Annotated in this window: 23 protein-coding genes and 1 tRNA gene; 9 read left to right on the top strand and 15 right to left on the bottom strand. The window is 67.1% G+C overall.

Features of this window, described 5'->3' with window-relative positions:
- Positions 1-269 precede the first annotated feature (269 nt).
- Positions 270-701, bottom strand: a complete 432-nt coding sequence (locus FHR04_RS02655) for a DUF3197 domain-containing protein (RefSeq protein WP_039681893.1) — start codon at positions 699-701, stop codon at positions 270-272.
- Positions 702-919: 218 nt separating this feature from the next.
- On the opposite strand from FHR04_RS02655, the gene FHR04_RS02660 reads away from it, so the two are divergent.
- Positions 920-995: transfer RNA gene (locus tag FHR04_RS02660), tRNA-Ala, on the top strand.
- Between the two features lie 127 nt (positions 996-1122).
- Complete coding sequence (locus FHR04_RS21155; protein WP_446333895.1) at positions 1123-2226, top strand: IS1 family transposase; 1104 nt, start codon at positions 1123-1125, stop codon at positions 2224-2226.
- A 440-nt stretch (positions 2227-2666) separates the two neighbouring features.
- On the opposite strand, the gene FHR04_RS02675 is transcribed toward FHR04_RS21155, so the two are convergent.
- From FHR04_RS02675 to FHR04_RS02700, 6 genes are all read right to left on the bottom strand, one after another.
- On the bottom strand, positions 2667-4193 hold the full coding sequence (locus FHR04_RS02675) for an MFS transporter (protein WP_139400573.1): 1527 nt from the start codon (positions 4191-4193) through the stop codon (positions 2667-2669).
- Between the two features lie 344 nt (positions 4194-4537).
- On the bottom strand, positions 4538-6037 hold the full coding sequence (gene nagZ / locus FHR04_RS02680) for a beta-N-acetylhexosaminidase (protein WP_139400575.1): 1500 nt from the start codon (positions 6035-6037) through the stop codon (positions 4538-4540).
- Positions 6038-6248: 211 nt separating this feature from the next.
- Positions 6249-7127 carry a carbohydrate ABC transporter permease gene (locus FHR04_RS02685; RefSeq protein WP_039681886.1) on the bottom strand — a complete coding sequence of 293 codons (879 nt, stop codon included), beginning with the start codon at positions 7125-7127 and terminating at the stop codon, positions 6249-6251.
- Positions 7124-8068: a carbohydrate ABC transporter permease gene (locus FHR04_RS02690; RefSeq protein ID WP_039681884.1), complete on the bottom strand. Its 945-nt coding sequence runs from the start codon at positions 8066-8068 to the stop codon at positions 7124-7126. Before FHR04_RS02690 ends, FHR04_RS02685 begins: the two co-directional genes overlap by 4 nt.
- A 224-nt stretch (positions 8069-8292) precedes the next feature.
- On the bottom strand, positions 8293-9564 hold the full coding sequence (locus FHR04_RS02695; RefSeq protein WP_139400577.1) for an ABC transporter substrate-binding protein: 1272 nt from the start codon (positions 9562-9564) through the stop codon (positions 8293-8295).
- Positions 9565-9605: 41 nt separating this feature from the next.
- The gene (locus FHR04_RS02700) at positions 9606-10484 is read right to left on the bottom strand and encodes a MurR/RpiR family transcriptional regulator (protein WP_039681877.1); all 879 of its coding nucleotides are present in this window, start codon (positions 10482-10484) and stop codon (positions 9606-9608) included.
- Between the two features lie 538 nt (positions 10485-11022).
- On the opposite strand from FHR04_RS02700, the gene FHR04_RS02705 reads away from it, so the two are divergent.
- From FHR04_RS02705 to FHR04_RS02725, 5 genes are all read left to right on the top strand, one after another.
- Positions 11023-11244: a hypothetical protein gene (locus FHR04_RS02705; protein WP_139400579.1), complete on the top strand. Its 222-nt coding sequence runs from the start codon at positions 11023-11025 to the stop codon at positions 11242-11244.
- A complete protein-coding gene (locus tag FHR04_RS02710) occupies positions 11241-14378 on the top strand; it encodes an alpha-mannosidase (RefSeq protein ID WP_139400581.1) in 3138 nt (1045 codons plus the stop codon). Before FHR04_RS02705 ends, FHR04_RS02710 begins: the two co-directional genes overlap by 4 nt.
- Positions 14379-14694: 316 nt before the next feature.
- A complete protein-coding gene (locus tag FHR04_RS02715) occupies positions 14695-16050 on the top strand; it encodes an alpha/beta hydrolase family protein (protein WP_139400584.1) in 1356 nt (451 codons plus the stop codon).
- A gap of 113 nt (positions 16051-16163) precedes the next feature.
- The gene (locus FHR04_RS02720) at positions 16164-16382 is read left to right on the top strand and encodes a hypothetical protein (RefSeq protein WP_039681871.1); all 219 of its coding nucleotides are present in this window, start codon (positions 16164-16166) and stop codon (positions 16380-16382) included.
- A gap of 18 nt (positions 16383-16400) precedes the next feature.
- Positions 16401-16757, top strand: coding sequence for an MmcQ/YjbR family DNA-binding protein (locus FHR04_RS02725; RefSeq protein WP_139400585.1), 357 nt, complete (start codon positions 16401-16403; stop codon positions 16755-16757).
- Positions 16758-16808: 51 nt separating this feature from the next.
- Here FHR04_RS02725 and FHR04_RS02730 read toward each other — a convergent pair whose 3' ends face one another.
- Positions 16809-17210, bottom strand: a complete 402-nt coding sequence (locus tag FHR04_RS02730; RefSeq protein ID WP_039686403.1) for a VOC family protein — start codon at positions 17208-17210, stop codon at positions 16809-16811.
- An 87-nt stretch (positions 17211-17297) separates the two neighbouring features.
- Between FHR04_RS02730 and FHR04_RS02735 the strand changes: the two genes are divergently transcribed.
- The gene (locus FHR04_RS02735) at positions 17298-17777 is read left to right on the top strand and encodes a MarR family winged helix-turn-helix transcriptional regulator (protein ID WP_039681867.1); all 480 of its coding nucleotides are present in this window, start codon (positions 17298-17300) and stop codon (positions 17775-17777) included.
- Between the two features lie 15 nt (positions 17778-17792).
- Here FHR04_RS02735 and FHR04_RS02740 read toward each other — a convergent pair whose 3' ends face one another.
- From FHR04_RS02740 to FHR04_RS02760, 5 genes are all read right to left on the bottom strand, one after another.
- On the bottom strand, positions 17793-18566 hold the full coding sequence (locus tag FHR04_RS02740) for a class I SAM-dependent methyltransferase (RefSeq protein ID WP_139400587.1): 774 nt from the start codon (positions 18564-18566) through the stop codon (positions 17793-17795).
- Positions 18567-18693: 127 nt separating this feature from the next.
- Positions 18694-19425, bottom strand: coding sequence for a c-type cytochrome (locus FHR04_RS02745; RefSeq protein ID WP_170213824.1), 732 nt, complete (start codon positions 19423-19425; stop codon positions 18694-18696).
- A 96-nt stretch (positions 19426-19521) separates the two neighbouring features.
- Entirely contained in the window at positions 19522-19893 is a 372-nt protein-coding gene (locus FHR04_RS02750) for an MGMT family protein (protein WP_039681865.1), read from the bottom strand.
- Between the two features lie 42 nt (positions 19894-19935).
- Positions 19936-21717, bottom strand: a complete 1782-nt coding sequence (locus FHR04_RS02755) for an N-acetylmuramoyl-L-alanine amidase (RefSeq protein ID WP_249038935.1) — start codon at positions 21715-21717, stop codon at positions 19936-19938.
- A 220-nt stretch (positions 21718-21937) separates the two neighbouring features.
- The gene (locus FHR04_RS02760) at positions 21938-22783 is read right to left on the bottom strand and encodes a peptidoglycan-binding domain-containing protein (RefSeq protein WP_139400593.1); all 846 of its coding nucleotides are present in this window, start codon (positions 22781-22783) and stop codon (positions 21938-21940) included.
- A gap of 120 nt (positions 22784-22903) precedes the next feature.
- On the opposite strand from FHR04_RS02760, the gene FHR04_RS02765 reads away from it, so the two are divergent.
- Entirely contained in the window at positions 22904-23584 is a 681-nt protein-coding gene (locus tag FHR04_RS02765; RefSeq protein ID WP_139400595.1) for a winged helix-turn-helix domain-containing protein, read from the top strand.
- 13 nt (positions 23585-23597) lie between these two features.
- Here the strand turns inward: FHR04_RS02765 and FHR04_RS02770 are convergent, their stop codons facing one another.
- Positions 23598-24479, bottom strand: coding sequence for a TAXI family TRAP transporter solute-binding subunit (locus FHR04_RS02770; protein WP_139400597.1), 882 nt, complete (start codon positions 24477-24479; stop codon positions 23598-23600).
- A gap of 22 nt (positions 24480-24501) precedes the next feature.
- The gene (locus FHR04_RS02775; RefSeq protein ID WP_039681855.1) at positions 24502-24693 is read right to left on the bottom strand and encodes a hypothetical protein; all 192 of its coding nucleotides are present in this window, start codon (positions 24691-24693) and stop codon (positions 24502-24504) included.
- Between the last annotated feature and the right edge of the window lie 6 nt (positions 24694-24699).

The raw sequence follows: 24699 nt of genomic DNA on the forward strand, positions 1-24699 counted from the left end.
TCCCCATGGGGCGCCCACCGGACCTGTCAGGACAGAACGCGGAGACGGCCCTCCCCAGCCACCGAACGGTCCACCGTCTGGATGCCGCTCAGCCGGGGCAGTATCGGAGGGTCGTGCAGGCCATGGGTGGTCACCCCACTGAACGTGGGCTGCATCGGTGGGACGTGAGAGGACCAGGGCGACGTGAGTCCTGGTCCCGTGCGTTCAGGGCTGGCCGCCGGGGAGAAGCGCGGTCAGTGGGGCTGGTCCCGGCGGGGGGAGGCTCAGTCCTACCAGGCTTCCTCTTTCCAGGCGGCCGGCCACACCAGGTAGATGCCCGGATCGCTGGGGTTGCTGGCGGCCATCAGGCGTCTGATCTCGGCGGTCTCGGGCTCGTCGATCACCCGCGTGAAATCGGAAACGTTCAGGACCGTCTCGCGCACCGGCCACTCGTGGGCCTGGGCCCAGCGCACCAGCTGCTCGAGCGCCTCCATGCCCGCCGGGCCGAACCGCGGCCCGAACGCCTGAGCCGCCACCGTCACCACCGGACCGGCGATCAGCACCGCCGCGTACCCCGCATGGCCGCGGTCTCCCTGCCGGTCCGTCACCAGGATCAACTGACCTGCCGCGCCCCCCGCACGATGCTGTTCCAGATGGGCCATAACGGCATTCAAGGTCTCGTGCGGCGCTCCGGGCACGCCCAGTGGGTCGGCAATCTGCATGGGCGCAGTGTACCCAAAAGCAGCCTGCAGGACGGCCGCCACAAATCGGGCGGACCCCGGACGTCATCGCCGGGCCAGCCCGCTCTGCCGATCAGACCAACACCCAGCTGACCGGCAGGGTGGGGCCTGTCACCGCACGCCTGTCTGCGCCCGCCCCCCGTCTTGCAAGGCCGTCTGGGGCGTGCTACAGTCCTTTTCGCCCTTGATTCAAGTGGTGTGGGGCCATAGCTCAGCTGGGAGAGCGCGTCGTTCGCAATGACGAGGTCAGCGGTTCGATCCCGCTTGGCTCCACCACAAGAAGTCCGTCTATGACGGGCTTTTTCTTTTTGTTCAAACGCCGTCAGAGTGGCCGGGGGTAGAAGGCTGGAATCATGACCGACATGCCTGACATGAGGGGCGTCCGGGGCCTATCCCCGGACGTATGCAATCACCCTCACTCGACAGTTTCCGCTGCCTCAACCCCGCCTGTCCAGCGGCTGGACAAGCGGGTCTCGGGAATATTCGTCACCGCAAGTGGTACAACACGCGCTCGGGGCCACGCCGGTTGCTCCGCTGCTCGACCTGCGCCCGGGAATTCAGTGAACGCAAAGGCACCGCCCTGTGGAACGTGAAGCTCCCCTATGAGCGGGTGGAGAGCATCGTGGAGCACGTGACGCGCGGGAATAGCTTCAAGCAGACCGCTGAACTCACCCACACCCACCGCACCACCGTCTCCCGGTTGGCGTGCATCGCAGGTGAACACGCTGCGCGTGTTCACGATCAACACGCCCAAGATCTGCACGTGACGAGCCTCCAGGCCGATGAACGGCACGGCTTCGTAGGGCGTAAGGATCAGCCGTGCTGGGAGGCCACGGTGATCGACCCATGCTCAAAATTCATCGTCCAGAACGCTCTGGGGGCGAGAACGACTGATCTGGCAGTGCGGTTGCTGTTCGGCGCCCGTTCCCGGCTGCACGATCCACATGGCATCGTGCTCTTCACCGATGGCTGGCTCCCCTACGAATCGCTGTTCCCGGCCGTCTTTGGTCGGCCTTACCAGCCCCAGCGTCAAGGGAAGCGTGGACGCTTTCCCAAACTTCAGTACCGCGTGCCCCGGACTTCAGGGCACGTGCGCATCATCAAGACGTATCAGGGCAGGCGGGTGGTAGACATCCGCATCGAACGCGCCGCTGGGAGCCAGCGGCGCGTCAATCAGGAGCTGGCCTCTCTCGGCCACAACACACCCAACACCTCGGCAGTGGAACGGCACAACGGGACGGCCCGGCGTATGAATCCGCACCAGGTCCGCAGAAGCCTCGCGTTTGCGAGGCTTCCCCACGTCCGTCAGACGGTCAGCGATCTGGTCAATGGGATCTATAACTTCTGTCGGGTGAACCGGAGCCTGCGAGTCAAGTTGGATGAACCGGTGAGGCGTCGTCAATATGCGCAACGGACCCCAGCAATGGCCATCGGCATCACGGACACGGTGTGGAGCGTGCTGCGCCTGCTTGGCACCGTGGTCGTGCCGAACCCATGTCGGTCATGATTCCAGCCTTCTACTTGGCCGGGCGTACCGTGGAAAAAGGGCTATCCCCATTGCCGTGGGGAATGGCCGAAGAACTGTTGGGCGCCCGACGTGCGGCGCGCGCTTGGTACAGGCCGTCTCGCGGAGAAGAAAGGTTTCCACAGAAAACCTGCGCCAGAGAGGCAGAAAGAGGGCGGAGACCGCCTGAACAGTCTCGGCCCTCTTTTCAGCCGCCTGTCGTCGCCCCGAAATCCAGGCCCTGGATCGCCAATCCATGAGTTCTGCGACTTTCGGCAGGACCGTGCTGCGGCACTTTTCGGGCGACATGCGCTGCAGCAACATGCAGGGGCGGTGGGCGTCCCAGCCCAGCTTGACGCTCGTCGTCCAGTGCTGGAACGTCTCGTCCAGGCAGGAAATGGGGGCGTAGTCGATGATGCCGGTGCCGGTCACGTTCAGCGCGCTCAGCCCTCTTCCCTGCGCCCGGCCAGGAAGAAAAAGCCGGCCACGCCGCCCAGCACCCCCAGTGCCCCGGACGCCAAAGCCACGTTGCCGAACGCGTCGCCAAACGCGGCCTTGACCGCCGCCTCAGCTCCCGGCCCCGCGTTGGCCGGCAACTTCAGATCGGTCAGGCGGTTGGCCTGCCTCACGGCACTCTGGCGGGTTGCGGGGGTGGCCCCCGCCGCCGCCAGCCGGGTGTCCAGCGCGCCCCGGTAACTGCCCACCAGCAGCAGGCCCAGCGCGGCCACCGCCAGCAGTCCGGCAGCGCGCGACACAGCATTGTTCACCCCACTGGCCACGCCGCTGCGCTCGCGGCCCGCGCTGCCCATCACCGCGCTGGACAGCGGCGCCACCGTCAGGGCCATCCCCAAGCCCAGCAGCAGCGCCCCTGGCAGGATGGCCGTCCAGTACCTGCCGCCGCCCCACTCGCGGCCCAGCCCCAGCAGGGCGAACCCCACCCCGGCCAGGACCGGCCCGGCGGTCAGAAACCACCGTGGCCCGTGCCTGTCGGCCAGCGCTCCGAACCACCCGGACAGCCCCGCCAGCAACAGTGACAGCGGCAGCAGCGAGGCTCCGGCGGCGGTGGCGCTGTAGCCCAGGGTGCCGATCAGATACAGCGGCAGGTACAGCCCCACCGCACCCAGCGCTCCGTACAACAAAAAGGTCAGCAGGTTGGTTCCGGCGAACACCGGATTGCGGAACAGCCCCAGCGGCAGCATCGGTTTCTCAGTGCGGGCCTCGTGCCACAGGAAAAAGGCGAAGCCTGCGGCAGACACGCCCAGCGAAACCCAGGTCAGGGTGTCCCAGCCAAATTCACCTGCCCGCGTGAAGGCGTAGGCCAGCCCGCCCAGCGCCAGCGTGATGCTGACGGCCCCCGGCCAGTCTGGGCGTGCGCCGGGCGTCTGCGTCTCCGGCACGCGGCGCAGCAGCCACAGCACGCCGACGGCCAACGGCAGATTGATGAAAAACACCCAGCGCCACGAGCCGGCGTCCACCAGCACCCCGCCCGCCACCGGCCCCAGCAGGGTCATGACTGAACTGGCCGCGCTCCACAGCCCCACGCCCCGGCCCCGTCGGGCCGGATCGAACACCGCTCCGATCATGGCCAGGCTGCCCGGCACCAGCAGCGCCGCGCCCACACCCTGCACCGCCCGCGCCGCGATCAGGAACGGCAGGCTGGGGGCCAGTCCACAGGCCAGGGAGGCCAGCGCAAAGATGATCACGCCCAGGCCGTAGACCTTTTTGCGTCCGTAGGCGTCGCCCAGCGCCCCACCTGAGAGGGTCAGGGCCGCCAGCAGCAGGGCGTAGGCATTGACCACCCACTGCACGCCCGCCGCCGTGGCGTTCAAGTCGGCCTGCAGCGAGGCCAGCGCCACGTTGACCACCGTGCCGTCCAGAAAAGCCATGCTGGACCCCACCACCGTCGCCGCCAGCGTCCAGCGTTCTTGAGCGGTCAGGGGGCTGGGACGGGCGGCGGTCTGCTGGGTCATGGCGGCTCCTGGGCGGACGAACGCTTCTCCCGTTGGTTCAGCTTAGAGCAGTTGTCCGAATTCCAGCATCAGAAAAGAAGACTTCTGATGCCTCCATTCTCTCCTTCGGAGCTGACTCAGTCCCAACTACTCGTTAATATTCACTCACTCTCTGCGAGCTGTACCAGTCCGTTCGGTCAAAAGGAAACAGCTCTTTTGACAAATGCTCTAAACCAGCTCCTTGATCACCGCTGGTCCGAAGTCCCGCAGAAGACTGGCCCCGGCCCGCTGATAGGCAGTCTGGACATCGGGCGTCCCTGCTGACCGGGGCGAAGTGACTTGGCCCGTAATCCCGTCCGAGGGGTTTATTCCAGCCTGTCCAGCACACCAACGGCCTCTGTCATTGCGGTCAGACGAGACACCACTCCCCGCAACTGTGCTCGACGAAAACCATCGGTAATCAACGCAGGTAAACCCAGGTCCACCGCCACGTCAGGATTCCACAGCGCCAGATGCACCACCCGGCGTCCACTCAGGTGCCGCGCCAGTTGCCGGACGGCTTCGCCCACATCCCAGCGTTCGGTGGTGGCCAGAAGAATGGCCGCGTCTGGACAGTCGGAGAGCAGGGCCGTCACGGCGAACAGGTCCTGACCATCATGCAGGGCCAGCCGTAACTTCGGAAAGGCGGGCCGCAGAGCGTGTGCCAGCGCCTCGCCGCCCAGGCTGTCGCCGTAGGGCCCGCCCAGTGCAGGTTGCCGGTGGGCAATCAGCACCACCGTCCCCTGAGGATCAAGGCTGGGAAGCTGGCCCAGACTGTGCAGGCTGCGCTGAGCAATGCCAGTGGCCCAGGCGTCATCGGTCTGCTGCTGCGCCGCCGGGTAGGCCCTGGGCCGCCCAGGAAAGCGCCGCGCGGCCTGTTCCAGACATCCCACCGCTTCCACCACCCGCCCCGATGAAAGTTCACCGGCCTGAACGGCACGCTGGACTGCCTCCAGATGCCGGACATGAATATCCAGATCGCCGTGACCGCAGACCAGCACAGCGTCCGCCCCCGCCCCCAGGGCCAGCACTGCGCCGCGTCCGTCCGGGTAGCGGTCCGCCACCGCCCGCATGTCCATCGCGTCGGTGACGATCACGCCGCCGTAGCCCCACTCCCGGCGCAGCAAGTCGTGTAGCAGCGCGGGCGAGAGGGTGGCGGGATGTCCGGCGTCGATCTGCGGGTAGAGAATGTGCGCGGTCATGATGCTGCCCAGATTCGCCCGGACGGCGGCGCGAAAGGGCCGCCATTCCACCGCCTCCAGTTCGGCGCGGGACTTGTCCACCACGGGCAGCGCCAGATGGCTGTCGGTGCGCGTATCGCCGTGGCCGGGAAAATGTTTGACGGCGCTCAGCACGCCCAGTTCCTCGCTGCCCTGCGCCCACGCGACGCCCAGTTCGGCCACCACGCGAGGGTCCGCGCCGAAAGACCGCTCACCAATCACCGGATTCAGCGGGTCCACGTTGACATCCAGGCTGGGCGCGTAATTCCAGTTGATGCCCAGTTCGATCAGGCCCCGCGCCGCCACCCGCCCGGCCTCGCGCGCCGCTTCGGTGTCCCCCAGCCGTCCCAGCGCCTGTGGCGTGGGAGGATGCGGCACGTCCAGCCGCCGCAGCACCGCCCCACCTTCCTGATCGGTGGCCACAAGGGCGTCGTGGCCCAGTGCGCTGCGAATATCGGCCACCAGACGGGCCGTGCGCTCAGGCGCCGTGATGTTGCGCGCGAACAGACACACGCCGCCGAAACTGTGCCGGGCGAGAAAACGCCCCTGCTCTGGCGTCAGGTCCGGCCCCGGAAGGTCCACGATCAGGGTCCGGGCGGGATTCACCGGGGGCCGCCGTGAACAGCGTCAGTGGAGAGGAGCCAAGGCATCTTATTGAGTTCTGCGGCCTGCCCGGTGGCCCCCGCTCCTGCGGAGCTTTGCAATCCACCCCCGCCGCCTGCGCGGCGTCCCTTCCCTTCCGGGCTGGACCAGTCACCTACAGGCGGAGCGGGGAGAAAATCCTTAGACCCTTTGACCCTCAGACCCTTAGACCCAATCACTTGACCGCCCCTTCCATGCCGCGCATGAACAGCTTCTGCGCCGCCAGGAAGACCAGCAGCACGGGAACCATCATGATGATCGAACCGGCGGCGATGTTGAACGGATCGTAGTTGAACTGCCCCTTGAGCTTCAGCACCGCCACGCTCAGCGGCACGGCGTCCGGCGCACCCGAGAGCGCCAGCATGGGCCAGAAATAGGCGTTCCAGGTGCCCACCAGCGTGAAGATGCCCAGCGCGGCCAGCGACGGTACGCTCAGGGGCAGCATGATGCGGGTCAGGATGGTCAGTTCACCCGCGCCGTCCAGCCGGGCCGCCTCCAGCAGCGCCTGCGGAACGCTCAGAAACGCCTGACGCATCAGGAAGATGCCGAAGGCCGCCGCCACGGTGGGCAGGACCACGCCCAGGTGCGTTCCCAGCAATCCCATCTTCTTGAGGGTCAGCGTGTTGACGATAAAGGTGGTCTCGCCGGGCAACACCAGCGTGGCGATAATCACCGCGAAGATGATGCCCTTGCCCGGAAAGCGGAAGCGGGCCAGCGGATAGGCCGCCAGCGCCGACACCAGCAGCGTGCCGACGATGGTCATGCCCGTGATGGAGACGCTGTTCCAGATGTATTTGCCCAGGCTGAAGGTGCGGTACACGTCTGCAAAGTTGTGGAACGTGATGGCCTTCGGGAACAGGCTGGCGGGGAAATTGTAGATGCTGCCGCCCGCCGTCTTGTCGGTCAGGGCAATGGCCAGGGTCCACAGAAAGGGAAACACCGCGAAGATCAGGACGGCGATCAGGAACACGTAGCGCACGATGATCCGGCCCAGCTTGACGTTGCGGCGGCGAGGAGTGGCGGCGCGGGCGGGAGCGCGGACGACGAGGCTCATGCCTCTCCCCCATCGCTTTCATGGAACAGCCGGAAATTGACCACCGACAGCAGCAGCGCCACCACCGCCACCACCAGTCCGGCGGCGCTCGCCAGACCGTAATCAAAATTGAAGCCCTGGAACGCCTTGGAATACACGTACATCAGCGCCGTGTAGGTGCTGTTCAGCGGACCACCGTTGGTCAGCACCAGCACTTCCTCCAGCACGCGCAGCGCGGCGATGGTGGACAGCAGGCTGCACAGCAAGATGGTGGGTTTCATCAGCGGCACCGTGATGCTCCAGAAACGCTTCCAGGAATTTGCGCCGTCCAAGACCGCGGCCTCCTCCAGCTCGGCGGGAATGCTCTGAAGTCCGGCCAGATACAGCACCATGTAATAGCCGAAGCCGCGCCAGAAGGTCACCAGCATCACGGCCCAGAAGGCGGTCTGCTCGTTGTTCAGCCAGCCGAAGAAACTGCCCTCGGGGATGAGGTGCAGCACGCCCAGCGCCCAGTTCAGCGTGCCTTCCTTGTTGTACACCCAGTCCCACATGACGGCGGCCAGCGAGATGCTGGTGACCACCGGGATGTAATACGCGGCCCGGAAAAAGGCCATGCCGGGCAAATTCTTGTTGACCAGCACAGCCACGCTCAGCGAGGCCAGTTGCAGCACCGGCACGATCACCAGATATTTGACGCTGTTGCCCAGCGCCGTGAGAAACAGCGGATCGGCAGCCAGCGTGCGGAAATTCTCCAGCCCGATCCATTTGGGGGCCAGCCCCTGGGCAAAGCGCGCCCCGCCGTACTCGGTGAACCCCAGGTACGAGCCGTAGGCCAGCGGGTAAAAGGTGAACAGGGTGAGCAAGATCAGCGCCGGAGCCAGAAAACCGTAGGACAGCAGCGTGTCCCGCAGCGAGTATCTGGCGCGAGGTTGTCTGGCATTGAAGGGCTGTGAACGGGCCATGTCATCACCTCCTTCGGTGGAAAGTATTGAGGGCTTCGCTCCCTCTCCCCCCGTGGGGCACCCGTAGAGCTGCGAAGCAGGGGCCGGAGTTGGCGGGAAAGTCAGCCACGAGGGCCGCATAAAGTCCCATCCAGAAAAGCGAAACCCCGCCCGTCGATTTCAGGGCGGGGACTGAGCAGTTCAGGGGTGTTCAGGGCCTGCGTCAGCCCCAGCTTGCCCGGACCTCACTTCTTCATGTTGGCGTTCCAGAACTTCACGGAGTCGTCCAGCGCGGCTTTGGGGGTCTTCTTGCCCAGCAGCGCGGCCTCGATGTTGTCACTGAAGTTCTTGTACAGGTCATCGCTGTTCCCCGGAGCCTTGAAGCCGGGGTTGATAAAGCGGCCCGACGCGCCCACCAGAGCGGTGGCCTTGGCAATCGGATCGTTGGACGAGACCTTGAAGAAGGGATCGTTCTGCGCGGCAGCGGTAGTGGGAATAATTGGCACGATCTTGGCAAAGGCGATCTGGTTGGCGTTGTTGGTGAAGAACGCGGCCAGCTTGGCGGCCTCGGCGGGATGTTTGCTGGCCTGCGGAATGACCATGCCCATGCTGGTGCCGGTCTGGGTGTTGGCCTTGCCCAGCGGCGCGGTGGTCACCACCGTCTTGGCGTACAACCCAGGATTGGTGTCCTTGATGCGGTTCAGGGCCTGCGGGCCGCCGACGATCATGGCGACACGGTTCTGGGCATACAGCTCGGTGGCCAGCTGGAAGGCTTCCTTGCGCAGGGCGTCCTCGGGGAAGTAGCCGCCCTTGAACAGATCAACGTACTTCTGGAGAATCGCCACATGCGCCGGGCTGTTAAACGCCGCGTTGCCCTTGGCGTCGTAGATCGGCAGGCCGTCCGAGGAGAAGTAGCCCAGGAACGATGCGCCGCCCGGATCTTTCAGGGCCGGCACCCAGGCATAGGCCCCGGTCTTGTCCTTGACGGTCTTGACCATGTTCAGCAGCTCGGTCATGTTCTTGGGGGCCTTGACGCCCGCTTTCGTCATCAGCTCCGGGTTGTACAGCAGCACGCCCTCGTTCAGCGAGCCGTACCATGGGTAGCCGTAGACCTTGCCGCCCACCGTGAAGTTGGCCAGGGTCTGCGGGTAGAAGGTGGACTTCAGGGTGGCCAGCGGCGTCAGCGCGTCCACGTTCCGCAGAAAGCCGTTCTGGGCGGCCTTGCCGGTCTCGTCGATGTTCAGGTTCACCACGTCCGGGGCGCTCCCCAGGTTCACGCTGGCGATGAAGTCCTGCACCATGCTGTCCTGCTTATCGAACCACTTGACTTTAATGGTGGGGTTGGCCTTCTCGAAAGCGGCGATGGTCTGCTTGATGTACGGATCGAACTTCGGGCTGAGGTACCACGTCCAGAAGGTGATCTCGGTGGGAGCCTGCGCGGCGGCAGGGGCAGAAACAGCGGTCAGGCCGAGGCCGAGGGTCAGGGCGAGCAGGGCAGTTTTGCGAAACTGTTTCATGGGCATTCCTCCTGGGAGAGTGGGGGGCGGGTGAACGAATTTCAGTACTTTTTTTCCACGACACTTTCGGCAGTGACGCGCAGCATGGCGTTGGATTCGGGCCGGTGGCCCAGAACGGCGGAGTACAGCACTTCCAGCAACATCACCTGGGAGGTCAGGGTGTCCAGCACGGCGTCGGTCAGCGGATCTTCCTGGGCAGCGGTGAACAGCACCGCGCCGGCGTGACGCGTGATCGGGCTGCTGGCCCGGTGGGTGATGGCCACGGTGAACACCCCGCACGACTGCGCCAGTTTCAGGTGCTGCACGGTGTCGATGGTGCTGCCTGAACTGCTCAGGCCGATCACCACGCCCCCTCGCGGCAGCGTGCTGATGCTCACGGCCGCCAGATGTGGATCGGTATACGCGCTGGCGGTGATGCCGATCCGCATCAGGCGGTGGGCGAAGAACTGCGCGATCAGGCCGCTGTTGCCCTGCCCGGTCAGGTCCACCCTGGGGGCGCGGGCCAGCAGCCGCGCCACGTCCTCCAGCATCACGGGATCGAGCAGACGGGCCGTGTCGTCCAGCGTGCGCGCCGCCTGCTGGAACAGCCGCTGGGTGGGGGTGGGCATGTCGGCGCCCACCTGTTCCTGCGCCGTGCGCCCACGCTGCTCACGTCCGCCCAGATCGGCAGCCAGCGCAATCTTGAAGGCATGAAATCCGGCGTAATCCAGCTTGCGGCACAGCCGGGTGATCGTTGCCTCGGACACGCCCACGCTGGCGGCCACCTCGGTGATGGTCTGATGAACGGCGCTGTCAGCGTGTTGCATGACATGTTCCGCCACGCGGCGCAGGCTGGGCGAGAGGCTATGGGCCTGGAGGCGAATGCGCCCGATGGCCCCACTGGACGGTGGACTGGGCGATAGAACCTGAAGCTGGGTCATGGACCGTCCCCCTGTGACCGGGTGATGCCGACGCGTGGTGCAAGTGGTTCATCTCAGACGCTTAACTTTGGATATGCGGTCACACTACACTTGAAAATAATTTTTGTCAACATCGCGGAAGATATTGAAAATGATTTTCTTAACTCCAGGCTGAACGAGAGGGGACAGCCAGGGCCAGGGTTCCGGAAAGACCGTCCTGATGGGGCCGAGTGACAGGAGGGCCTTTTGCCGGCAGGCTGAATTTGCCAGGCTGCGAAGCAGAGGCCGGCGTCGCCGGAAAGCTCTTTTTCCAGGGACGCCGTTCGCAACACCCCTCTCAACCTCAGCGGCCTGACGACGAGGCCACGCCCCAGACAGGGTGGGCGGCAGATGTAAAATTATTTCCAGGGATTCTGTAGACACACGACACAACTTCTGCCTTGGAATAGGGGAGCGCAATGCCTGGAAACCGCTGGACTGGCCCACAGCTTGACGACATCACCACACCTGCTCCGCCTCCGCACCGCCCCTTCAAAGGGGTTCGCCAGACGCTCCCGTGATGTCCCGGCAGCCTCCCGGTCTTCCAACCGCTGCCCGGCCACCGGAGGAAGTGCGGCGTGCGGACCATCATCTGCGCGCCGTGACCCTGGCACGCGGGAGCAGCAAACACACCGGCAAGGACCTGAACGGCGCGCTGGAAACCGAACTGTGGCTGTCGGTGGCCTCGCTGGGGCCGGGCGTCCATCACGCAGTCGAGCAGCAAGGAGAGGTTTTCCCATGACGCACGCCCTGACGACGGCCCAGATCCTTATTCGCCTGCACAATCGCCTCAACGAGCTGGGGGCCTGGCGCGACGCCCGGCGGCAGGCGCTGGCGGGGGGCGAGTTCTTCGCCCACGGCTCGGAACAGGCCCATTCCATTGCCTTGAATGAAAGCTGGCCCAGCCGCGATTTCCCGGTCACGCTGCGCTTTGAGGCCACGGTGCCGGCAGACTGGACAGGGCCGGTTTCCCTGCGCTTTGATGTCGGCGGTGAGGGCCTGCTGAGCGTGAATGGGCGGCCCATTGGCGGTCTCAATCCCTACCACCAGGAGTACCGGCTCGCTGAGGCCTCCGGCGGGCAGCGCCTGAGCATCGAGATTCAGGCCAGCCCCAAGGACCTGTTCGGACGCCCGAACCTGCGTCCGCGGCTGAAGATGGCCTGTCTGGTGGAGCCTGACCTGGAGGTTCGCGCGCTGCACGACGACCTCAGCGCGGCACACGAGGCGGCCCGGCAACTCCTGGCACACGGCCAGCCTGACCTGGCCGCCCAGCTCGCCGACGCCCTGAGTGACTTGTTTAATCAGCTTCCCATCCCGCGCAGTGACAGCGCCGCGTACCTTTCGCGCGCGGTCCAGCAGCGCGAACAGGCGGACCAGATCGCCGGCATCTGGGACGAGTGGGATTTTGCCAGCGAGGACAGCCCCCCGTTCCCCGATGATCTGCGCCCGGCACTCCGGCAGGCCCGACAGGTCTGGGACGAGCGCCGGGCCGACCTGCTGAACCGCTTCCCGCCTGTCGGGGAGATCCGCCTGTCGGGCCACGCCCACATCGATCTGGCCTGGCTGTGGCCGCTCTCCGAAACGCGCCTTAAAGCGCAGCGCACCTTTTCCACGGTGTTGACCCTGATGGAGCAGTACCCCGATTTCACCTTCAACCAGTCCTCGGCCCAGCTTTACCGTTACGTCGAGGAAGACGCCCCCGAACTGTTCAGCCGCATCCGGCAGCGCGTTCAGGAAGGGCGCTGGGACGTCGTCGGCGGCATGTGGGTGGAACCCGACGGCAACCTGATTTCCGGCGAGTCGTGGGCGCGGCAGTTGCTCTACGGCCAGCGCTACTTTGCCGAGAAATTCGGCAAGCTTGCCCGCGTCTGCTGGCTGCCCGACACCTTCGGCTACGCCGCCAACCTGCCGCAACTGCTGCAACTCTCGAACATTCCCTATTTCTTTACCATCAAACTGACCTGGAACGAGACCAACACCTTTCCCTATGACCTCTATCACTGGGAGGGGCTGGACGGCAGCCAGGTGCTGGCCCACAGCTTTTACAACCCCCTGCCCGCGCAGGGCTACAACGGCGATATCGCCCCGCTGGACGTGTTGCAGACCTGGGGAAATTTCCGGGGCAAGCGCCACAGTCCCGCCTCGCTGCTCAGCTTTGGCCACGGCGACGGCGGCGGCGGTCCCACCGCCGAGATGCTGCAAAGGTACGGACGGCTCAAGGCGTTCCCCGGTCTTCCTCGCCTGAAGATGACCCGGGTGGCCGAGTTCTACGACGAGGTGCAGGCCACGAAGTTGCCCACCTGGGTCGGCGAGCAGTACCTGGAAATGCACCGGGGCACGTTTACTTCTCAGGCCCTCGTAAAGAAGTTCAACCGCCGTCTAGAACACACGCTGGTGGAAGCAGAGGCGGCCTGCACCCTGGCCTTCCGTCTGTTGGAGCAACCCTCCCCCCGGCAGGCCCTGGCCGCGTTGTGGCAGACCCTGCTCAGGAACCAGTTTCACGACATTCTGCCGGGTTCCAGCGTCAAGGCCGTGTATGACGTGGCCCACCAGGAACTCGGCGCGGCGCTGGAGAAGGCGATGGCCGTGCGAAATGCAGCGCTGCAAGCCCTCAGCGACGCAGTCAGCGGCCCGGAACGCATCGTCGTCTGGAACCTGTCCTCCGATGATCGCCCGCTGCACGCTGTCCTTGAAACGGAGCGGCCGCTGGCCCTCACGACAGACGAGGGACTCGCGGTCCAGACGCACTTCCAGGGTGGTCAGCTTCACCTTTGCGGTGAAATGACCGTGCCGGGCCTGGGCTACCTGGCGCTCAAGGTGGCGCAGGCCGAGGCCCCAGCGTCAGCCCTCAACACCAACCCTGACGACCTGACGCTGGACAATGCTTGCCTGCGCGTGACGGTCGGCGACGACGGCACGCTTACGTCCATGTACGACAAACGGCTGGCCCGCGAGATGCTCGCCGGGCGCGGCAATCAGCTGTGGGCCTACGTGGACATCGCCCGCGAGTACGACGCCTGGGAGGTGGACGCCGCCTACGCCGAGGACGGTGAGGAACTGCTGGCCGCTCAGCCTCCACAACGGCTCTCCGACGCGCCGTATCCGGCCATTCGGGTGACTCGCAGGCACGGCGACAGCACCATCACCCAGGTCTATGAGCTGCGGCCCGGCAGCGCCCGGCTGGACATCAAGACGGAGGTGGACTGGCATGGCCGCCACACCTTCCTGCGCTCGCTGACGCCGGTGAAGATTCGCAGTCCGCACGCCACCTACGAGACGGCCTACGGCAGCGTCGTTCGCACCACCCAGACCAACACCAGTTGGGACGCCGCGCAATTTGAGGTGCCCGCCCACCGCTGGGCTGACCTGAATGATGGAGCCTGTGGGGTCAGCCTGCTCAATGACAGCAAGTACGGGTATTCGTGCCGGGGCAACGTGCTGGGCCTGAGCTTGCTCCGATCGCCGGTCTATCCCGATCCCACGGCGGATGAGGGGCAGCACCGGTTCACCTACGCGCTTTACCCACATGCGGGGGACTGGCGCGGAGGCACCCTGAGGGAAGCCCAGGACCTCAACGCCCCCCTGATCGCCCTTCACAGCGCGGCAACGGGCGGCACCTTTCCCGCCCAGTCGCGTTTGGTCAGCCTACCCGCTGGCCTGCGCCTGAGCGCCCTCAAGCTGGCCGAGGATGCAGACGCCGCCATTCTGCGCGTCTATGAGGCCCACGGTCAGCAGGCCTCGCTGGAGGGCTTGAGTGCCCTGGACATCCACCGCTGGAAGGTGGTGAATCTCCTGGAGGACGTGGTTTCAGACTTCGCAGAGACGGAGCAAACCATCCGGCCCTATCAGGTGGTCACGCTTCTCGCCGGCGAATGAAGGAACAGAGGGGCCCAGTCGGTCCAGCGGTGAAGCCAGCTCCATCTCACGGAACCGCCATCCCACCGAACCGGCAGAGGTGCCGTGGCTCAAGCAGACCCGGTCGAAAACCCGCCGCTCGCCCAGGAGGAATGATCCCGAAACGCCCTCATATCGCAGATGACCTGCTGACCCTGCGTGGCGGTTCGGGCTGGTCTCCCGGTCGACCCGCACATGCAGCGCCCGCTTTGGCGGTACCCTGGGCCTTGCATCGACAATCCAACCGCGCCGCTGCCCGGCGGCGAGTGCCGTTGCCTGCTTTCCGGAGGTTCGCGTCATGAAAAGAACAGTCCTGCTCCTCTCGCTGGCCCTGCTGCTGCCCGTCGCCCACGCCCAGCTGGCGGCCACGGCCCCGTCCCAGTCGGTGCCCGGCGATCCCCGCCCCGACGCACCGGAACTGAGCGCGCGCGGCCCCTACGCGGTGGGCGTGCGGACCCTGACGCTGACCAACCCTGGCCAGCTGGACATCGCCAACGCCCCCAAGGAGGGCGACATTCCCCGCTACGCCCGACCGCTGACCGTGGAGGTCTGGTATCCGGCGCTGGGCGACAGCGGCAGCGGCAGCACCACCTACACGGACGTGCTGGGCAGCGGCCCAGGTGACCCCAAGCGGCCCAACACGCCGTTTACCATTCCAGGCCGCGCCACCCGCGACGCCCCGCCCGTGGCGGCCAAGGCTCCCTACCCGCTGGTGATCGTGTCGCACGGCTATCCGGGCAGCCGCTTCCTGATGACCTACCTGACCGAGAATCTGGCCAGCAAGGGCTACGTCGTGGCCGCGATTGACCACACCGACAGCACCCACGGCGACAAGGCCGCCTTCGCCAGCACGCTGCTGAACCGCGCCCTGGACGACAACTTTGTGCTGTCGGAACTGGCCCGGCTGGGCGCGGCGGGCAGCGGCTTGCCGCTCAGCGGGCTGATCAATGCCGACGAGACCGCGCTGGTGGGCTACAGCATGGGCGGCTACGGCGCGCTGAACGCGGCGGGCGCGGGCTACGCGCCGGAGGTGCTGCCGCTGGTGCCGGGCGGGGCCCTGAAAGAACGGCAGACCGGCAACTACAAGGTGGACCCGCGCATCAAGGCCGTGGTGGCCTTCGCGCCGTGGGGTGGGGACGCCGCCGTGAAGGGGATCGGTGTCAATTTCGGCGGCAAATACGGCTTCTGGGACGACGCTGGGCTGGCGGGCCTGAAAGTGCCCACGCTGTTCGTGGTGGGGGACCGCGACGACGTGGCGTACGACGAGGGTGGGGTCAAACCCCTGTTCGAGAATGCCGTGAACGCGGAGCGTTACCTGCTGGTGTACGAGAACGCCTCGCACAACACCGCGCCCAATCCGCCGCCCGCCGCCGCCCTGAACAGTTTCGACGACTACATGCACTACGCCGAACCTGCGTGGGACATGTCGCGCCTGAACAACATCAACCAGCATTTCGTGACCGCCTTTCTGGACTGGAAACTGAAGGGCAAGACCGAGGACGCCGCGTACCTCAACGTGCCGACACCCAGGTCCAATGACATCAAGGTCAGCCGCAACGCCGACGGCACGCCCAAGGCCGACGACACCTCCTGGAAAGGCTTTAAGGCCCGCACCGCGCGGGGCATCGAGCTGTACCGGATGATGCCGAAGTAAGGTCTATGGGCCAGGGGGGCGCGGCGAACTGGAGGCCGCGCCCTTCCCTTTTGCTCTGCCCGGTCTTCAGCCCCCTCTCAACTTTCCCTGAACTGGGAAGCCCATGCTGGGGCATGACGAAAAATGATGCCGAGGGTGAGCGCGGCGCCCAGCCCACCCCTGCCGTGCCCGAGGGCCTGCCCCGGCGCACGCTGCCCGAAGTGCCCGCCCCCTCCGGCACGGGCATGAACGCCGGGGAGGCCACGGGACTGCTGGGCGGCGACGCCTCCATGACCGAGGCGAATCTGGCGCTGGAGACAGAGGAAGGCGTGGACCCCACGGCGGAAGGCTGAGCGCCGTATCCTGAATCCATGCAAACGGTGGCCCAACTGCGGGAGGCGTGCGCGCGGCTGGCCCGCTCGGAGGAGACCTTTCCCTTCGGCCCAGGAACGCTGGTCTGGAAGGTGGGCGGCAAGGTTTACGCCCTGACCGACATCACGGCTGACCCGCTGACGCTGTCTCTGAAGGTGCGGCCTGAGCGCGGGGCGGAACTGCGCGCCGCGCACCCGGCCATCGTGCCAGGCTACCACCTGAACAAACGCCACTGGGTCACGCTGACGCTGGACGGCAGCCTGCCCCGTGCGCTGGTGGGCGAGGTCCTGGCGGGCAGTCACGCGCTGGTGGTGGCGGGCATGACGCGGGCGCGGCGAGAGGAACTGGGCCTGTAGCGGGGCGCCCATGCCTGCGTCTCGGTGGCCGACGCGTGGGCCTGCGGCCCTTCAGGAAGTGGCGTCTGGTGCGGGGGTCAGCCACTGGACCAGCTGATAGATCAATCCGTTGGGGTCACGCACCTGAAAATACCGCTCGCCCCACGGCTCGGTTTCGATGGGGGTCACGACCTGAACGCCCTCTGAGCGCAGACGCGCGTATTCGGTGTCGATGTCGTCCACCACAAACACCACCAACAGTCCCATTCCGGCGCGGCCCGCCACCTCTGCGGGTTTGAATGTCTTCAGGCCAGTGGGCAGAAAGATCAGGTTAAAGCCGACCCCCTCACGGTGCAACGAGACCACTTCGGGCAACTCCATCCCGGCCACGAAACCGAAATGCTGGCGGGCAAAGGTGGCGGCGGCGGCGATGTCGGGCACGTTCAGGGAAATCGCGGATTCAGTGACCTTCAAGTTGACCTCCAGCATGGCATGGGCGAAATTGACAGCCTTCTGTCAATTTCCTCAGTTTGCCTGAAATGACAGTATGCTGTCAAGTCTATGGCGCAGACTCCCACTGGCACGGCCCTGACAGAGCTGACTCGGCAGGTGCGGCAGCTCGCGGGTCTGCTGGACGCCGCCGGGGATCAGCTGGCCGCGCCGTGTGGGCAGACAGGAACGCGCGCCGCCGTGCTGGCCTGCGCCGATCCGCAGCCGCAGACGGTGGCCGCCGTCGCCCGGCACCTGGGGCTGACCCGCCAGAGCGTGCAGCGCACGGCCGACCTGCTGGTGGCCGACGGGCTGGCCGAGTACCGCCCCAATCCGGAACACCGCCGCGCCCACCTGCTGGGCCTGACTCCCGCGGGGCAGCGCACCCTGACGGCCCTGGAAATCACCCAGGAGGCCTGGGCCAACCGCGTCAGCGCCGATCTGAACGAGCAGGAGCTGCTGCGGGCCGCCGAACTCTTGGCCCAGCTCACGCACCGGCTGCGAGCGGGACGCGGGCGGGCGGTCAGCCGGGACCGCGCAGAGTCCGGCTGAGGCCAGGCCGGTGCCTCAGCGCTTCTCCAGGCGCACCACCAGCATCTGCTCAATGTGGGCCACCAGCAGGCCCCCGGCGTCGTATTCCAGCCCGGCGGCCTGCCGCTCGGCCTCGCCCAGCGCGTCGGCGTGGGCACGCAGGCGCTGGACCGTTTCGGGCGTGCACCCGGACTGGGCCGTCCACCACGCGAAGTCCAGACGGTACGGCACCAGGGTGTCCTGCGTCCACACGAAGCCGGCGGCCTCGGCCAGCGCCCGCCACGCCTCCACGGTGCGCTGGGCATGGTGGCTGGGATCGCGCAGGGTCTGATAGGGGTCCATCCAGGCCTGCACCGCCGGGGTGGGGCTGATCTGATCGGCAACCACCAGCCGCCCGCCGGGTTCCAGCACGCGGTGGGCCTCGGCCAGAAAGCGGTCCAGATTCAGGAAATGGTGCGGCGCGTGACGCGAGGTGACCAGCGTGAAGGCGGCGTCGGGGAAGGGGATGGTTTCGGCGCTGCCCACCACGAAACGGACGTTGGTCTGCCTGTCCTCCTGCGCGCGCCGCCGGGCGTGGTCCAGCATCAGGTCGGCCAGATCGAGGCCCACCACCGACGCCACGAAGGGGGCCAGGGCGTGCGCGGTGTTGCCGGTTCCCGTCGCCACGTCCAGCGCGCGGTCCTGCGGCAACGGCGCGGCGTAGTCCAGCAGCACCGGCAGGCTGGGGCCGTGGCGATGAACCGCGCTGGCGGCGTATTGGCTGGCCTGGGCATTGAACTGCTCGCGGCTGGAGACGGGGTCACTGGACATGCCCGAATTGTGCTCGCCCGGCACGGCAGACCCTGAACGATGTCTGGAGGTCAGCCCGGGCACACGCTCAGGGCGACAGCAAAATCGCCGCCCACACTCGAGACGGCGATTCTGGCAACGGAAGCGGTCAGTTCAGGGTCTTGATGTGCGCCAGCAGGTCAGCCACCTGGGTGTCGCTCAGCTGGGCGTCGCTGAAGCGGGGCATCACGGCGCTCAGTTCGCGGCCCTCGGGCAGCTTGCCCTCGCGCAGAACGGTGGTGAACTGCGCCAGCGTCCAGGCTTTGGGACCCTCGTCGGTGACCAGGCTGGGGCCGATGCCGCCGCCGCCGCCCGCGCCGTGGCAGCCCGCGCAGTTGCTGGCGAAGATCGCGGTGCCGGCCTCAGCGTCACCCTCGGCCGCGTTGGGGGTGGGGGTCGCGTTGGCCTCACCGCCAGCGGCCACCGATTCCGCCGTGGCGTTGGTGTCCTGCTGGGCCGGCTCGCCGGTGGTGTTCTCCGCCACGGCAGGAGACTGCGCGGCGGGCAGTTCGCCGCCGCTGCTCTGGTTGTCGGCGGGCGTCTCGGTGGTGGGGGCGTTGGTGTCGGCAGTCTCTGCGGCGCTGTTGGTCTCGGGGCTGGCCGCCGTGCCGCCGGCCATGCTGTTCGATCCGGCGTCGGCAGAGCCGCCAGTGGAAGACCCGGCACTCTGCTCGGCGGCGGTGGGCGCTTTGGCGGTCTCACCGGGTTCGGCCATCAGCCGTGGGGTGACGATCAGCAGGGTGACGCCCAGGACCACGCCCAGGGTAACGCCCGCCATCCAGGAAGCCAGACTGCCCTCAACCCAGGGGTCACGGCGAAGCTTGGGGTGCGTTCTGTTCATGACCCCCAGCATACGCTGGGAGCGGCGGGACGTGACGCCCTCGCCCCTTTTAGGCGGCCTTTAAGCAGGTCTGCGGCCAGCCGGGCGCGGCCCAGGCTAGAACAGCGGCTCCGGCGGGGCAGCGGGGTCTTCCTCGGGCCACCACTGCCGCGCGGCCAGGTCACAGCGCCCGGCCGCGTCGAAAGCCACGCCCTCGGCGCTCAGCAGCCGCTCCTGCAAGTCCCCGAAGCCCAGCTTGTGGGTGCTGACGCGCCCCTGCGCGTTGATGACGCGTTGCCACGGCAGCTCGGCTCCGTCCTGACCGCCCATCAGGCCGTTGAGCACGTGCCCGGCCTGCCGCGCCGCGCCGGGACTGCCGGCCAGCAGCGCCAGCTGGCCGTAGGTCATGACCCGGCCCGGCGGAATTCGCGCCACCAGCGCCAGCACCCGCGCCCGGAAGTCGCCGGAGACCCCGGCAGCGTGGCCCATCCCCACGTCACCAGTCCCGACAGGGTCAGATCCAGGCGCCACCTACTTGCCCGCGCCGCCCACCGCGCCGCCGTCCACGATGCCCGTGACCAGCGCCTCGCGGATGCCCTGCGCGATGCCCAGCGCCACGCGGTCGCGGTAGTTGGTGTCCTGCAGATTCAGGCCGTCGACGGGATGGCTGGTGTAGCCGATCTCGACCAGGGCGGCGGGAATGCGGCTGTTGCGCAGCACGGCCAGCGACTGGCTGTTCTTGAGGCCCTGCGAGTAGGCTCCGGTCTCGTTCACCACGTGCGTCTGGAGCAGCGCCGCCAGACTGCTGGACAGCGGATGGTTGGGGTTCCACCACGTTTCGACGCCGTAGCCGCGCAGGGCGCTGCGGGCGTCCATGGCATTGACGTGAATGCTGACAAACAGCTGGGTGCCCGGCGTGCCCATCTTCGCGCGCAGGGTCAGATCGGTGTTCTTGTCGGGATTCAGCTCGCCGTCCCGGTCGCGGGTCAGCACCACGTCCACCCCGGCGGCGCGCAACAGGGCTGCCACGCGCAGGGCCACGTCCAGCACCACTTCCTTCTCGATCACGGCCCCCACCGCGCCGGGGTCCCGGCCGCCGTGGCCCGGATCGATCACCACCCGCGGCCGCACGTAGCTGGCGCTCAGGGCCAGGATGGCCATGCCGCGCGCCGCCGGAACGGCGGGCACGGCGGCCAGCAGCTTCTCCTGCGGGGCCAGCGGCGTCAGATCGGCCAGCGCGGGCGACAGGTCAATCGCCAGCCGCGACAGGTCCCCGCTGGCAGGCGGCAGCAACTGGGCGCGCCAGCCGCTGCGCGGTGTGGTGGGGGCGCCGGTCAGCAGCGTGAAGACGGCCCCGCCCGGCGTCGTTTCGGCCCGCCAGGAGCGCAGTTCGGGGCTGATGTTCTGCACGACCTGCGGCGTCACGCTGACCCCCGTGAGTTCCACCCGCAGCCCGATGCCTCCCGGCACGATGCGGTACGCGGTGCCCGGCGGCAGGTCCAGCACCACGCGAGTCTGCCCCGGATTCTTGCCGATGCGCGGCGGGGTCAGCAGCGCGCCCCTGGGCGTGCCCGGCACCTGACCGCTCAGGGCGCTGAGCGTCTGCGAATCGGCACCGGGCAGCGCGGGCGCGGGCGGCAGCGCCCCTCCCGGCGCGGGGGCCACCGTGTCTCCGGGCGGCAACGTGGTCTGCGCTGTGGTGGCCCGCGCCGTGGTGGTCTGCGCCGTGCTCACAGATACCGTGCCTGTCGGCAGGGGGGCAGGCAGGGTGGGGGCCGGGGCGAGCGCCGCCGACGGAGCGCTGCCCTGCGCCACCGTGCGGACCAGTTTGCCCAGCTCCGGGCTGGCCCCACCCTTGACGCCCGCGCCAAAATCGAGAATCAGCACCCGGCCGCCGCTGCCGATGGTGGCTTCCATGGCCTGCCAGCCGGCCGTCAGGGACAGTGGGTAGGGCGTGATCAGCGTGGCCTGCCCGCCCCCTGCGCGGTACTCGCTCACGTTGTCGCCCAGCCGGCCGGACACGGTGGGCAGCACCCGCGCCCCCTGCACGTCCAGCCGCAGCCCGCTGAAGGTGGGGGTCAGGGTGTAGCTGACGCCGTCCGGCAGATCGAAGACGACCCGCGTCACGCCGCCGTTCTGGCTGGATCGTGGCGAGCCGAAGGTGACGTTCTGGACGCCGGTCAGGTTGATGGGGGCCGGAGCGGGCACAGCCGCCGACGCCCCCTGCAGCACGGGCGCCGCCTGGGCCGGGGCCTCGCGCACGAAGGGATCACTCCCCTGCGCCAGCCCCGCCCCAGCCGCCCCAAGAAGCATGGCAGATGAGAAAAATATGATCTTCTGCTTCATGACGCTTCCCACTATTCAATGTCCAAGGTGAGAAACACTGTGCTGGTCCTCATCAAAGTCATTTTTGAGGGGTGTTAAAAATCTCATACAGCAGTTGGACCGGGGAGGATTCAGCGGAACCTCAGGCTGTGTCGACTGGAAATTGGAGGTGGCCCCGTCACGACCTGCCGCTAAATTCAGGCGGCCTTCAGGGCACCGTTGGCGCGTCGAACGGCTGGGCGGCGGCAGAAAACAGGCGTTCCCAGGTCACGCGGTCCACCATGCCGGTCACCGGCAGGCCGTTGGCCCGTTGGAAGACGCGCACAGTCTGCGTGGTGACCGGGCCGTACCAGCCATCACCCTGTCCCGGACGCGCCGGGAGCATCAGCGCGATCAGCCGGTTTTGCACCGCCAGGACGTCGGGACCGTTCAGGCGGTTGTCCTGCAGTTTCAGGGTGCGCCCGAACGGCACGGGGGCCACCACGGCGGCGGGCGCCGGGCTCGTGGCGGGTGGGACCTGCACCGGGGGGTCTTTCGGCGGGACGGATGGCTCAGGAGCAGGCGAATTCGACGCTGCCGGCGTCAGCGTGACGCTGCCGTGGTGCGCTGCTTCGGTGGGCGGCGTTTTGGTGGACAGCGTTTCAGTGGTCGGGCGGCCCGACGGCTCCCCGGTCGGTTCCGGCGGCAGGTCCAGGTACAGCAGCGTGCGGGCATGACCGTCCGGGTCCGGCTGGAGACGCAGGTAGACGTAGCCGCCCGCCGTCTTCAGCCAGTTGTAGACGCTGCGCTGACTGTCGCGGCTGCGCCACACCCCGTACAGATCGTCGGCCAGCGCCGCGTTCAGCGCCACCCGCGCGGCCTCCACCGTGTCGCCCACGCCCACACACTGTTTTTCCGGAAAGCCGACCGCGGCAAAACTGGCCGGGCAGTCCCGTAGCACCCCGCCCAGGGTCTGCGCCGTCTGCTTGGCCGCTGCTTCCAGATCTGCGCGGCCCGGCGCGGCGACGGCGGTGGCGGCGAGCAGCGAAAGGACCAGAACGGCGGCGCGCTTCATCCCTGTAGTCCTAGCACGCGCAAGCTGACGATGGCTGAGTGGTGGGCAGTCCATGCGCTTCATGGAGCCTTTCAGCGCAGGCCCTCGCGCGCTGAAAGGCAGAAAGCCAGACTGGGCAGCATGACCACTTCTCAGGCAGAAACGCAGCGAATCGCCGACGCCCCCACCGCCCGCGCCCTGCGGCAGAACGTCACTTTCCTGGGCCTGTTCACCGGGCCGCGTTCCCCCAGTGAGATCACGGCCTCGGCGGGCATGGCGGCCAACCTGGCGCACCACCACGCCCGCCGACTGGCCAGTCTGGGCCTGCTGCTGGAGGTGAGGCGCGAGGGGGGCCGGGTGTTTTATCAACTGGCGGCGCGGGAATTTCGGGTGCCCTGGGCGGTGCTGCCACCCACCGATCCAGAGGGTGGAGAGACGCTGACCCTGCGGCGCATCACCGACAATTTCTATCAGGCGTACGAACGCTCTTATCTGGCGCTGGGAAACGACAGTGAGGAAGCCATCTTCGGCTTCAGCACCACCCCAGGCGAGGCGGAAGTCCCGCCACAGCCGACAGCACAACCCGTGGAATCTCACCCCAGCCATCTGGAGGCCCTGACCCTGCGGTTGACCCCGGAACGTTACCGCAAGCTTGTCCGTGACCTCAGCCAGCTCTTAACGGCAGCAGCGACAGACGGCCTGAAAGATCAGGGGCAGGTCTGCACATTCGCTGTTCTGGCCTCGCGCGGCGCACTGGACGGCGACGGCGAGTTTGTGGGGCGCAGCTCGCACACCCTCAGTTCCTTCCTGGGCGCGGATTGACCGCCGCACAGCCTTACCTGTACTCCGGCCACGGCCACGTCTTGAAGGTCACCTGCTGCCATTTGGGGTGCATGCCCTCGTCTTCCTGAAGGTTGACCAGCTTGCCCACGGCGCACTTCTTGTAGGCCAGCAGCCGCTCTTTCTTGTCGGGGGTCTTGAAGTCGCGCGTGACCAGCACGCTCTGCACGGCGACGGTGGGGACGCCCGACACGCTCAGGTTGGGGTACAGCAGCTTGGCACTGGTGTAGATGCCCTCCAGCGGCGCGCTGAACGGCAGCGGCACCAGCCGCACGCCGCTCAGGCCCTTGACCCAGGCCGCGGGCTGCCCGATCACGGCCAGCACGGCGTCCACCTGACCCCCATTCAGCGCCGCGAAGGCAGCGGCCTGGTCCTTGACCGGCACGATGCTGTACGGCACGCCCAGCTTGGCGCTCAGCACCTTGGCCGTGATCACGCTGCCGCCCCAGGCCGCCACGCGCTTGTCTTTCAGATCGTTGAAGGTCTGCACGCCGGTCACGGTGGTCTTGCCCAGAAAATTCTTGCTGGTCACGGGCGGTTTGGCAAACAGGTGAATTTCTTCGTCGTACAGCGGCAGCAGCGCCTTGATGTTCGCCACGCGCGGGTCCTGATCGATCTGCTGACGGGCCTTGAGGACATCGCTCTGCACGAAGGCCAGCGACACCTCGTTGTTCATCAGCAGGTCGATGTTGTCCAGGCTGCCCCCTGTACCGCGCTCCTTGAGGTACGCGCTCTGGGTGCAGACCCGCCCGATGTTCTTGAACATGGCGCTGTAGGTGCCGCTGGGGCTGCCGGTGGCGACGTTGAACGAGACCGGATCGGCGGCCTGGGCGAGGCCGAGGGTCGACAGTATCAGCAAGCTCAGAACACGGGTCATAACGGACCTCCGGTGGAAGTTTTCATTTCAGTTCACCGTAGCCGTCCCCACTGGTGGTGTCGACGGGGGTGGATGGTGTGGCGGCGGGCGAGGGCTTCGGCGGCGCAGACACCGTGGACGCGTCAAAAAAGCCCTGCTGATCCAGGTAGATGGCGGCGGCGCACAGCAGCAGGATGGCCGCCAGCACGGCAGTCAGCACGCGGGCGCGGGTCATGGTGTT

The sequence above is a fragment of the Deinococcus radiopugnans ATCC 19172 genome, assembly GCF_006335125.1.
GTDB classification, from domain to species: domain Bacteria; phylum Deinococcota; class Deinococci; order Deinococcales; family Deinococcaceae; genus Deinococcus; species Deinococcus radiopugnans.

Bases quoted from the DNA above. Each gene is read 5' to 3' on its own strand.
- FHR04_RS02655 (WP_039681893.1), bottom strand. From the start codon at position 701: ATGCAGATTGCCGACCCACTGGGCGTGCCCGGAGCGCCGCACGAGACC.
- FHR04_RS21155 (WP_446333895.1), top strand. From the start codon at position 1,123: ATGCAATCACCCTCACTCGACAGTTTCCGCTGCCTCAACCCCGCCTGT.
- FHR04_RS02675 (WP_139400573.1), bottom strand. From the start codon at position 4,193: ATGACCCAGCAGACCGCCGCCCGTCCCAGCCCCCTGACCGCTCAAGAA.
- FHR04_RS02685 (WP_039681886.1), bottom strand. From the start codon at position 7,127: ATGAGCCTCGTCGTCCGCGCTCCCGCCCGCGCCGCCACTCCTCGCCGC.
- FHR04_RS02690 (WP_039681884.1), bottom strand. From the start codon at position 8,068: ATGGCCCGTTCACAGCCCTTCAATGCCAGACAACCTCGCGCCAGATAC.
- FHR04_RS02695 (WP_139400577.1), bottom strand. From the start codon at position 9,564: ATGAAACAGTTTCGCAAAACTGCCCTGCTCGCCCTGACCCTCGGCCTC.
- FHR04_RS02700 (WP_039681877.1), bottom strand. From the start codon at position 10,484: ATGACCCAGCTTCAGGTTCTATCGCCCAGTCCACCGTCCAGTGGGGCC.
- FHR04_RS02705 (WP_139400579.1), top strand. From the start codon at position 11,023: ATGTCCCGGCAGCCTCCCGGTCTTCCAACCGCTGCCCGGCCACCGGAG.
- FHR04_RS02710 (WP_139400581.1), top strand. From the start codon at position 11,241: ATGACGCACGCCCTGACGACGGCCCAGATCCTTATTCGCCTGCACAAT.
- FHR04_RS02715 (WP_139400584.1), top strand. From the start codon at position 14,695: ATGAAAAGAACAGTCCTGCTCCTCTCGCTGGCCCTGCTGCTGCCCGTC.
- FHR04_RS02720 (WP_039681871.1), top strand. From the start codon at position 16,164: ATGACGAAAAATGATGCCGAGGGTGAGCGCGGCGCCCAGCCCACCCCT.
- FHR04_RS02725 (WP_139400585.1), top strand. From the start codon at position 16,401: ATGCAAACGGTGGCCCAACTGCGGGAGGCGTGCGCGCGGCTGGCCCGC.
- FHR04_RS02735 (WP_039681867.1), top strand. From the start codon at position 17,298: ATGGCGCAGACTCCCACTGGCACGGCCCTGACAGAGCTGACTCGGCAG.
- FHR04_RS02740 (WP_139400587.1), bottom strand. From the start codon at position 18,566: ATGTCCAGTGACCCCGTCTCCAGCCGCGAGCAGTTCAATGCCCAGGCC.
- FHR04_RS02745 (WP_170213824.1), bottom strand. From the start codon at position 19,425: ATGAACAGAACGCACCCCAAGCTTCGCCGTGACCCCTGGGTTGAGGGC.
- FHR04_RS02750 (WP_039681865.1), bottom strand. From the start codon at position 19,893: ATGGGCCACGCTGCCGGGGTCTCCGGCGACTTCCGGGCGCGGGTGCTG.
- FHR04_RS02755 (WP_249038935.1), bottom strand. From the start codon at position 21,717: ATGCTTCTTGGGGCGGCTGGGGCGGGGCTGGCGCAGGGGAGTGATCCC.
- FHR04_RS02760 (WP_139400593.1), bottom strand. From the start codon at position 22,783: ATGAAGCGCGCCGCCGTTCTGGTCCTTTCGCTGCTCGCCGCCACCGCC.
- FHR04_RS02765 (WP_139400595.1), top strand. From the start codon at position 22,904: ATGACCACTTCTCAGGCAGAAACGCAGCGAATCGCCGACGCCCCCACC.
- FHR04_RS02770 (WP_139400597.1), bottom strand. From the start codon at position 24,479: ATGACCCGTGTTCTGAGCTTGCTGATACTGTCGACCCTCGGCCTCGCC.
- FHR04_RS02775 (WP_039681855.1), bottom strand. From the start codon at position 24,693: ATGACCCGCGCCCGCGTGCTGACTGCCGTGCTGGCGGCCATCCTGCTG.